The organism is Micromonospora sp. CPCC 206061 (assembly GCF_036906915.1).
Classification (GTDB): domain Bacteria; phylum Actinomycetota; class Actinomycetes; order Mycobacteriales; family Micromonosporaceae; genus Phytohabitans.
The window spans coordinates 20547-28105 of record NZ_JBAKHX010000091.1; the positions used below are offsets into that span (position 1 = coordinate 20547).

Genomic DNA, 7559 nt, shown 5'->3' on the forward strand with positions numbered 1-7559 from the left:
ACGGCGTTCGTTCCGATCGTCTGGTGGCAATGATTCCCTGTCGAGATAGCCTCCTGAGACGTGACGGACAGCTTCGCAGAGCGGCTCCTTCCCACGACGGTCATCCGCAATAGGAAGGTCCGCGCGGCGGGCCGGCGGCTGGACCAGGTGATCGTTTACGACTGGGGATTCGAGTACGAAGGCCGGCAGTGGGAGCAGCGCAGCTTTGTGCTGCTCGACGACGGACACGCGGTCTATGGACCGATGCAAGCCTGGACGAGGTGGCAGGGCCCGCGCGACCAGGCGCCGCGTGCTGTCCAAATCGGAGCCGATGTACGCCCGCGGGCGAGGTGATCTCCTCGTCCCGCTGTTGGGCCTGATGCGTCCGCTGGTACGCCTCCTGCACCACATCTTTGGCATCGCGGGCGCTGCCGAGCATCTGGTAGGCGATGGCGAACGCCCGCGGTCGCAGCTCGCCGTGCAGCTCCGAGGGGGGCGTCTGGTGTTATCGCAGTCCTTCGGCGAAGCCGGTGCGCCAGCTCGGGTACCGCGGTGTCCAGCCCAGCTCGCGTTTGATCTTCTCGCTGGAGATTCCGCAAGCCTGCGTCATCATGTGCACCGGGGCCTGGCCGGCCACCAATCGGACCACCCAGGCCGGTACCCGGCGTGGTGGCTTGGCGCCCAGTGCCCGAGCCAGGGCCAGCAGGACGTCGCGCGCCGGTGCTGGCTCGTCATCGGCGACGTGGTAGATGCCAGGCTTGCCGCGTTCGATGGCCGCGACCGTGGCCGACGCGGCATCGGTGATATGCACCCACGACGTCGTCGCGCTGCCGCCGCCGATGATCGGGACCATTCGTTTGCGGATCATCTCGGCCATGATGGCGCCGGGCGTGGTCTCGACGCCGGTTCCTGGGCCGTAGAAGTTGCCGTAGCGGAGCGCGATGCCGTCGGCCCAGCTGATGCGGGTTACCGCGTTCTCCAGGTGGCGTAGTGCGGCTACCAGTGGCTCGGCGTCCTTGGGTGGGTTCGGCTCGAGTCGGCCTTTCTCGTCGGTGACCGGCCGGCTGGTTCGTTCCACCCAGACGGCGTTGCTCTGCGCCACGAATGTGCGCACGCCCACGGCGCGGGCTGCGGCCAACAGGTGGTCGGTGCCTTCGGTGCGCAGCCGGTTGGTGGCAGCCGCCATCCGTTTGACTTCTCGAAAGGTCGGCCGTCCGCCAATCGCGGTGAGTTGGTGGACGACTACCTCAGGCTCGGCCTTGGCCACGGCGTGGGCCACCGCTTCAGGGTCGAGCGCGTCGACCATGACCGGCTCGGCGCCGAGCGCGCGCAGCGCGTCGATCTTGCCCGCCGAGCGGGTTGTGCCGACCACCTCGTGGCCGCGCGCCACGAGCTGGGTCACGAGGTGGCTGCCGATCGCGCCGGACGCGCCGGCAACAAAGATCTTCACGACATCTCCGTCCTTGGGTCACCAATTTGGTGAATGCTGCTGGGTGGTGGTCAGGCTGTCCCGCGCGCTGCCGGCCGTGCGGCCATGCCGGCGACGCTGGCGGTGCGGCGGGTGCGCAGGCCGCTGGCCAGACACAGCGCGACACCGAGGGCGAGCCAGGTAAACAGGACGATGACGGAGTGGGCGGCGCCGTGGCCGTCGAAGAAGGCGGTGGAGCGCAGCAACTGGCCGCCGGCCCCGGGTGGCAGCAGCTGGCCGAGCGTGCCGGACCAGCCGGGCAGCATCTCGGGTGCGGTCGCGACGCCCGACAGGGGATTGCCGATGAGCATCATGGCGGCGGCACCGAGCCCGAGGCCGGCGTACCCGAGCAGTGCCTCCAGCCCGAGGATGCTCAGGGAGGTGGCCGCGATGGTCAGGGCGATGGCGCCGGTGTTGGCCAGGTAGGAGCCGTCGAGCGAGCCGAGCCAGAACTGCAGGATCGCTGCCACGGCCAGGCCGCCGGTGATCGCGAAGGCGAGCGCTGCTGTGATCCGGCGGGTGGTGCCGCGGACGAGTCTGGTCAGCAGCAGCGCGGCGAGTAGGCCGCCCATGACCAGGGGTAGGGCTCCGGCGGCCAGGCCGGCGCCGCGCGGGTCGTCGGCGGGCAGGGGGGCGAGGTCGCGGGCGGCGGCCGCCGTGCTGGTGTCCTGTGCCTGGCTGAGCGCGGTCGCGACGTTCTGCAGGGTCTGGGCGACCGCTGCGCTGGCGGCGGAGGCGGTGATGACCTTTGGGGTACCGGTGCTGACGTCGATCGCGCCGTACACCTGCCGGTCGCGGATCAGTTGTTCGGCGGCGGCGGTGTCGGCGACCTCGGTGATGGCGAAGGCGTCCGGCAGGCGTTGGTCGAGGCTGGCGCTGACCTGCTTGACTGCGGCGGCCGGCCCGGCGACGGCGATCGGCACATCGTGCACCGACGACCGTACCGACGGCCAGGCGAAGGCGGTGAGCAGCACACTGATGGCCGCAGTGAGCAGGACGACTGCCCCGGCCACCGTCGGCCAGGGTGATGGTGATATGTCGGCTCCACGCGGGGCCTGAGTGGCCATGTCGACTCCTGAAATCGAACGTTGTTTGCTGACGGTGGCGGCGGGATGGGCGGCTCGCGGATGGGCACAGCGCCGGTCCCGGCGCGTTATCTCGGCGTTGTGTCTGGTCCCAGGTGGTTGTCCGGTCGCCGGTGTTCATCGCAGGGTGAGTGGGGTCTCGGATTTGATGCGGGTCAGTTTCTCCGGGTTGCGGACGTAGTAGAGGCCGGTGATGCGGCCCTGCTCGACACGGATCGCGATGACGCCGTCGATCTCCCCGTCCAGGCGCAGGATGAGTGCCGGATTGCCGTTGACCACGGTGGGTTCAGTCGTGATCGTGGCCTCGACCCTGGCCACGCCGCCGAGGATCATGCGGACCACTTTTTCGGCGCCGATGACCGGCCGCAGAGCGGCCTGCTTGACCCCGCCGCCGTCGCCGACCATCACGACCTCAGGGGCGAGCACATCAAGGAGGCCCTGCAGGTCCCTGGTTTGGAGCGCGCGCTGGAGCGACTCCAGAGCTGCCCTGGCCTCGCTGGGAGAGACCGTCTGGCGGGGGCGGCGGGCATCGACGTGCCGGCGGGCGCGGTGGGCGATCTGGCGGACTGCCGCGGGGCTCTTGCCGATGGCGGCGGCGATCTCGTCGTAGCTGACGTCGAAGGCTTCACGCAGGACGAAGACGGCGCGTTCCGTTGGCGACAGTGTTTCGAGGACGAGCATGAGCGCCATCGACATGCTCTCGGCGAGTTCGATGTCCTCGGCCACGTCCGGAGCGGTTAGCAGCGGCTCGGGCAGCCATTGGCCGACATACGCCTCCCTGCGGCGCTTCACGGTGCGTAGCCGGTTCAGCGACTGTCGGGTCGTGATCCGGACCAGGTAGGCGCGCTGGTCGGACAGCTTCCCCAGGTCGACTTTGACCCAACGCAGCCAGGTTTCCTGCAGGACGTCTTCAGCGTCGGCCGCCGATCCGAGCATTTCGTAGGCGACGGTGAACAGCAGGTTGCGGTGGGCGAGGAACGTCTCGGTCGCCGGGTCAACGGCGTGGTCGCTCATAGTTCGACCCTTCTCCTTCGCGGCCGGCCATGGTGGCCAAAGTCTTCACGCGTGCGCACGCGGCGGCCGTTCAGCGGGTGGCCACCGCCTGGCCCCGCATCGCCTGGAGCCGCTGCTGGCGCTTGGCATCCTTGACCGGCCAGCTGTGCTTACCGGGTTTGCGTGCCTCGTCCGCCAACTGCTTGATAGGGCTCTTGCAAGCGGCTTCCTTGATCTTCGCGGCAAGCCGGCCGCTCAGGTGAAGCCCCGTCGCGGTGTCGTCCCAGTGGGCGAGCTGAAAGACACCGATCCGACGACCCAGGCTGACGCACATGGCGGCGATCCCCCTACTGAAATTCGCGGGTTGTTCACCCGCTATCCGGCTGAGCACTGTGTCGGCGGCGTGCGAGCCCAAAGGAAGCGCCGCCTGGCAGCTCATCCGCAACGGCAGGTTCGAAGGGGCCCCCGCGTCCCCGGTCGCGACGATGCGTTCGTCGTCCACGCTGGTCAAAGTCTCGTCGGTGAGCAGGCGACCCACAGCGTCGGTGCTCAGCCCGCTGCGCGCGGCCAGGTCCGGCACGCCGAACCCGGCGGACCAGATCGTCACCGTGCTTGGCAGCTTCCGGCCGTCACTGAGCTGCACAGCATCACGTGTCACACCGGTCACCTTCGCGCCAGGGCCGTCGAGCACGGTCACACCGAGCTTGGACAACCCCTTCGCCACCGAGCGTCGACCTCGTGGATGCAGGTATGGGCCGAGCTGCTCGCCGCAGACCAGGGTCACGGTCCGGCCCAGTTCCGCGAGCTCGGCGGCCGTCTCTATGCCAAGCGGCCCGCCACCGACCACCGTCACCAAAGCGGTCGCAGGTGCGCCGTCGACGACGGACCGCAGCCGCCGCGCCTGCTCCAGGCTGGCGATCGGGTAGGCGAACTCGGCCGCTCCAGGCACCCGCGGGTCGGCGCTGCCACTGCCCACCGCGTAGATCAGGTAGTCGTATCCGACCGTGCCACCGGTCTTCAGTTTCACGCTGCGCTCGGCCGCGTCGATCCGGGTGACGGTGTCGACCACCAGCCGGACGCCGTCGGCCAGGACCTCTTGGAAGTCGACAACCGCGTCGTCGGATCCGCCCACCAGTTGGTGCAGGCGGATCCGCTCGACGAAGCTCGGGCGCGGGTTGATCAGAGTCACTGCCACGTCGTCGCGTTGCGTCAGGCGATTAGCCGCCATGACACCGGCGTATCCACCGCCGATCACGACCACATCGCTGTTCCCGGTCATGGTGCCTCCTCCGTCTCCAGGGGTTCGGGCACAAGACACCGCATGTCCGATCGCTGTGACATGCGTGAGACAGATCACTTTCCAGCCGTGAGGTGGCACGCGGAGCCCTCAACCCAGCGGCGCAACCCGGAGCGGCGGTATGAGGCGCCCCCAGTCAGGATTTCCGTGCGGGTCGGCCCAAAGGGGTACCGGCTCCACTCGTCCCTATAAGTACAAGTGAGCGTTTGTGTTACGGTGGCGGTAGCCGACGGAGGGGACCGTAATGGGTGCGAAGCCTGCTCCCGATGTCGAGCTGGCGTTGCGTGCGCTGGCCGACGCGAGCCGCCGGTCGATCCTGGCCGCGATCCGCACCGCTCCGCGCTCGGTGGGCTCCATCGCTGAGGAGGTGGGGCTGTCTCAACAGGTGACATCGCACCATCTCGGCGTGCTCCGTGATGCCGGGTTGGCGACCGGGACTCGAGAGGGTACGCGGCACCTGTTCGCGGTGCGCACTGACGGGCTTGCGGCGGTGCGCTCGTATCTCGACAGCTTTTGGCCGAGCAAGCTCGCGGCGCTCAAGGCGGTTGTCGAAGCCGGAGAGGAGCGCGATCGTGGCTGAGTTTCAGACCTCGATCGAGATCGCCGCATCACCGGAGACGGTCTTCGACTATCTGACCACCGAGGACGGTATGACGGCGTGGATGGGCCAGCACGCCGACCTGGACCCGCATACGAAAGGCCTGTTCGCGGTCGATATCGCCGGCTTCCCGATCCGGGGCCAGTATCTGCACGTCGAACGCCCTACGCGCGTGGTCGTTTCCTGGGGTGTCGCGGGAAGCCAGGATCTCCCGGTGGGCGCGTCCATCGTCGAATTTCGGCTGACTGCCACCGAAAGCGGCACGCGCGTCGATCTCGTCCACTCTGGACTGCCTGAGACCGAGCTGGCCGGTCACGCCAACGGCTGGGAGCACTTCCTGCCACGACTGGCCACCGCCGCAACCGGCGGCGACGCCGGACCTGACCACTGGCGGCCCATCGGGGAGTCGAAACCGCCCACAACCATCAACGAAGGGAATACACCATGACACAGCCCTCCGCGCACGAGATCGTGCAGGACTATCACCGGGCGTGGACCAGCGGCAATATCGACCGCGCGATGACCCTGGTCGCAGACGACATCGTCTGCCGCGCACCGGGGGAGGACCTGACCGGCAAGGACGCCTACCGCGAGTTCATCGGCGGCTTCGCACCCACTCTGACCGGGCTCGCGGAGATCGCAGACTTCGCCGACGGGGAGCGCGTCGGATTGTTCTATTACCCCCAGACCGCCGCGACCGCCACCGCACCCGCCGCGGAGTGCTTCACCATCCGTGATGGCAAGATCGCCGAGAATGTCCTCATCTTCGACCGCCTCTCCTTCGGCCCGCCCGTCGACGCATAGACAGGACGAGTCGATGACCCCGCAAGCCGACCTGATCGAGCGTCTCCGCGCCCGGCTCGCCGACGAGCCATTGACCCGCGAAGTGTCCATGTTTGGCGGCCGATCCTTCATGGTGAACGAGAAGCTGGTCGCCAGCGCTCTCAAGGACGGCGACCTTCTGGTCCGCGTCGACGCCGAACGACACGGCGAACTCACCCTGCGGCACGGCGCCAGGCAGGCCGAGATGGGAGCCGGCCGCGACATGGGCCCGGGCTGGATCGCGGTATCTGCCGCATCGATCGCCAGCGACGAGGGTTTGTCGTTCTGGCTGGACGCTGCCCTGGACTATAACCACGCCACAACAAAGAGTCGGACATGAGCGCGTTCGGCGGATTCCCACCTGAGTTGTTCGCCTTCTTCGCCGCCTTGGAGGGGGACAACTCGAAGTCGTTCTGGAACGCCCACAAGACCCACTGGGAACGTCACGTGCGCGGGCCCATGAACGCCCTGCTCGACGAGTTGACCGAAGAATTCGGTCAGTTGCGGATGTTTCGACCCAATCGTGACATACGGTTCTCCAAGGACAAGTCCCCATACAAGCTCTGGGCCGGGGCCACCAGCGAGTCCCGCGCCGTCGGCGGAATCGGCTACTACATCGAGGTCTCCGCGACCCGCATGGTCACCGGCTACGGCGCGATGGCCATGACCAGCGATCAACTCGCGAGATTCCGCGCCGCGATCGACGACGAAACCAGTGGCCAAGCCTTCGCCAAACTCCACCATGAGCTGACGTCGCAGTCGTCACCCCTCACACACGGCATCGACCCACCCTTGAAGACTCCACCACGCGGCTACACCTCGGACCATCCCCGAATCGAGCTCTTGCGATGGAAAGGCGCTGCCATCGTCCGTGAGTGGGACAAGGCCGACTGGATGCACACGCCGGAAGCGCTCGACACCGTCCGGGACATCTGGCGGTCAGCGGCACCACTGAAGGCCTGGCTCGACGTACACGTCGGCGCTGCGAACGAACCCAAGCGCACAGCTTCGAGCCAACAAGGCCAACGTTCACGGACTTGACCGCCGGAACCACTCAGGTTACACATCGACAGGCGTAACTTGACACACGTATGACGTCTGATCTATGTTCATCCAATCGGTTCGCCGGGCCAATGTGGAGATCCTCTATCCGAACCCCGCTAGCCGGACGTACGCCAGCGGTTTCGTTCGGATCTGTGTCGCCGCCGCGGACGGAAGGGACGCCTTCGGTTAGCGCTGATCGCGCACGTTTCCCCCGAGTTCCGCAGTTCGTAGGCACGCGAGTGTGATCGGTTCTGAGTCGTTGCTGGTCAGCGA

Annotated in this window: 10 protein-coding genes and 1 pseudogene; 6 read left to right on the forward strand and 5 right to left on the reverse strand. The window is 67.5% G+C overall.

The features are described 5' to 3' along the window. Positions 1-60: 60 nt before the first annotated feature. The gene (locus V6V89_RS35665) at positions 61-333 is read left to right on the forward strand and encodes a hypothetical protein (RefSeq protein WP_334624054.1); all 273 of its coding nucleotides are present in this window, start codon (positions 61-63) and stop codon (positions 331-333) included. A gap of 25 nt (positions 334-358) precedes the next feature. Here V6V89_RS35665 and V6V89_RS41980 read toward each other — a convergent pair. The 5 genes and pseudogenes from V6V89_RS41980 to V6V89_RS35685 all read right to left on the reverse strand — a co-directional run. Beyond that, positions 359-463 (reverse strand): annotated as a pseudogene (locus V6V89_RS41980) (sigma factor); the annotation flags it as partial. Between the two features lie 21 nt (positions 464-484). Next, entirely contained in the window at positions 485-1429 is a 945-nt protein-coding gene (locus V6V89_RS35670) for an NAD-dependent epimerase/dehydratase family protein (RefSeq protein WP_334624055.1), read from the reverse strand. A gap of 50 nt (positions 1430-1479) precedes the next feature. After that, on the reverse strand, positions 1480-2460 hold the full coding sequence (locus V6V89_RS35675; RefSeq protein WP_334624056.1) for a hypothetical protein: 981 nt from the start codon (positions 2458-2460) through the stop codon (positions 1480-1482). A gap of 189 nt (positions 2461-2649) precedes the next feature. Then, a complete protein-coding gene (locus tag V6V89_RS35680) occupies positions 2650-3546 on the reverse strand; it encodes an RNA polymerase sigma-70 factor (protein WP_334624057.1) in 897 nt (298 codons plus the stop codon). Positions 3547-3616: 70 nt separating this feature from the next. Further along, positions 3617-4804 (reverse strand): NAD(P)/FAD-dependent oxidoreductase, encoded by a 1188-nt coding sequence (locus V6V89_RS35685; RefSeq protein WP_334624058.1) that lies wholly within the window; start codon positions 4802-4804, stop codon positions 3617-3619. 262 nt (positions 4805-5066) lie between these two features. On the opposite strand from V6V89_RS35685, the gene V6V89_RS35690 reads away from it, so the two are divergent. From V6V89_RS35690 to V6V89_RS35710, 5 genes are read left to right on the forward strand one after another with little or no spacing between them, the layout of a single operon-like run. After that, the gene (locus V6V89_RS35690; protein ID WP_334624059.1) at positions 5067-5402 is read left to right on the forward strand and encodes an ArsR/SmtB family transcription factor; all 336 of its coding nucleotides are present in this window, start codon (positions 5067-5069) and stop codon (positions 5400-5402) included. Then, positions 5395-5868 carry an SRPBCC family protein gene (locus V6V89_RS35695; RefSeq protein ID WP_334624060.1) on the forward strand — a complete coding sequence of 158 codons (474 nt, stop codon included), beginning with the start codon at positions 5395-5397 and terminating at the stop codon, positions 5866-5868. The genes V6V89_RS35690 and V6V89_RS35695 overlap by 8 nt, the downstream gene beginning before the upstream one ends. Beyond that, positions 5865-6224: a nuclear transport factor 2 family protein gene (locus V6V89_RS35700; RefSeq protein WP_334624061.1), complete on the forward strand. Its 360-nt coding sequence runs from the start codon at positions 5865-5867 to the stop codon at positions 6222-6224. Before V6V89_RS35695 ends, V6V89_RS35700 begins: the two co-directional genes overlap by 4 nt. Positions 6225-6237: 13 nt before the next feature. Next, positions 6238-6582: a TfoX/Sxy family protein gene (locus V6V89_RS35705; RefSeq protein ID WP_334624062.1), complete on the forward strand. Its 345-nt coding sequence runs from the start codon at positions 6238-6240 to the stop codon at positions 6580-6582. Continuing rightward, positions 6579-7283, forward strand: coding sequence for a DUF2461 domain-containing protein (locus V6V89_RS35710; protein WP_334624063.1), 705 nt, complete (start codon positions 6579-6581; stop codon positions 7281-7283). Before V6V89_RS35705 ends, V6V89_RS35710 begins: the two co-directional genes overlap by 4 nt. Positions 7284-7559: the final 276 nt, after the last annotated feature.

Bases quoted from the DNA above. Each gene is read 5' to 3' on its own strand.
- V6V89_RS35705 (WP_334624062.1), top strand. From the start codon at position 6,238: ATGACCCCGCAAGCCGACCTGATCGAGCGTCTCCGCGCCCGGCTCGCC.
- V6V89_RS35710 (WP_334624063.1), top strand. From the start codon at position 6,579: ATGAGCGCGTTCGGCGGATTCCCACCTGAGTTGTTCGCCTTCTTCGCC.
- V6V89_RS35685 (WP_334624058.1), bottom strand. From the start codon at position 4,804: ATGACCGGGAACAGCGATGTGGTCGTGATCGGCGGTGGATACGCCGGT.
- V6V89_RS35680 (WP_334624057.1), bottom strand. From the start codon at position 3,546: ATGAGCGACCACGCCGTTGACCCGGCGACCGAGACGTTCCTCGCCCAC.
- V6V89_RS35690 (WP_334624059.1), top strand. From the start codon at position 5,067: ATGGGTGCGAAGCCTGCTCCCGATGTCGAGCTGGCGTTGCGTGCGCTG.
- V6V89_RS35700 (WP_334624061.1), top strand. From the start codon at position 5,865: ATGACACAGCCCTCCGCGCACGAGATCGTGCAGGACTATCACCGGGCG.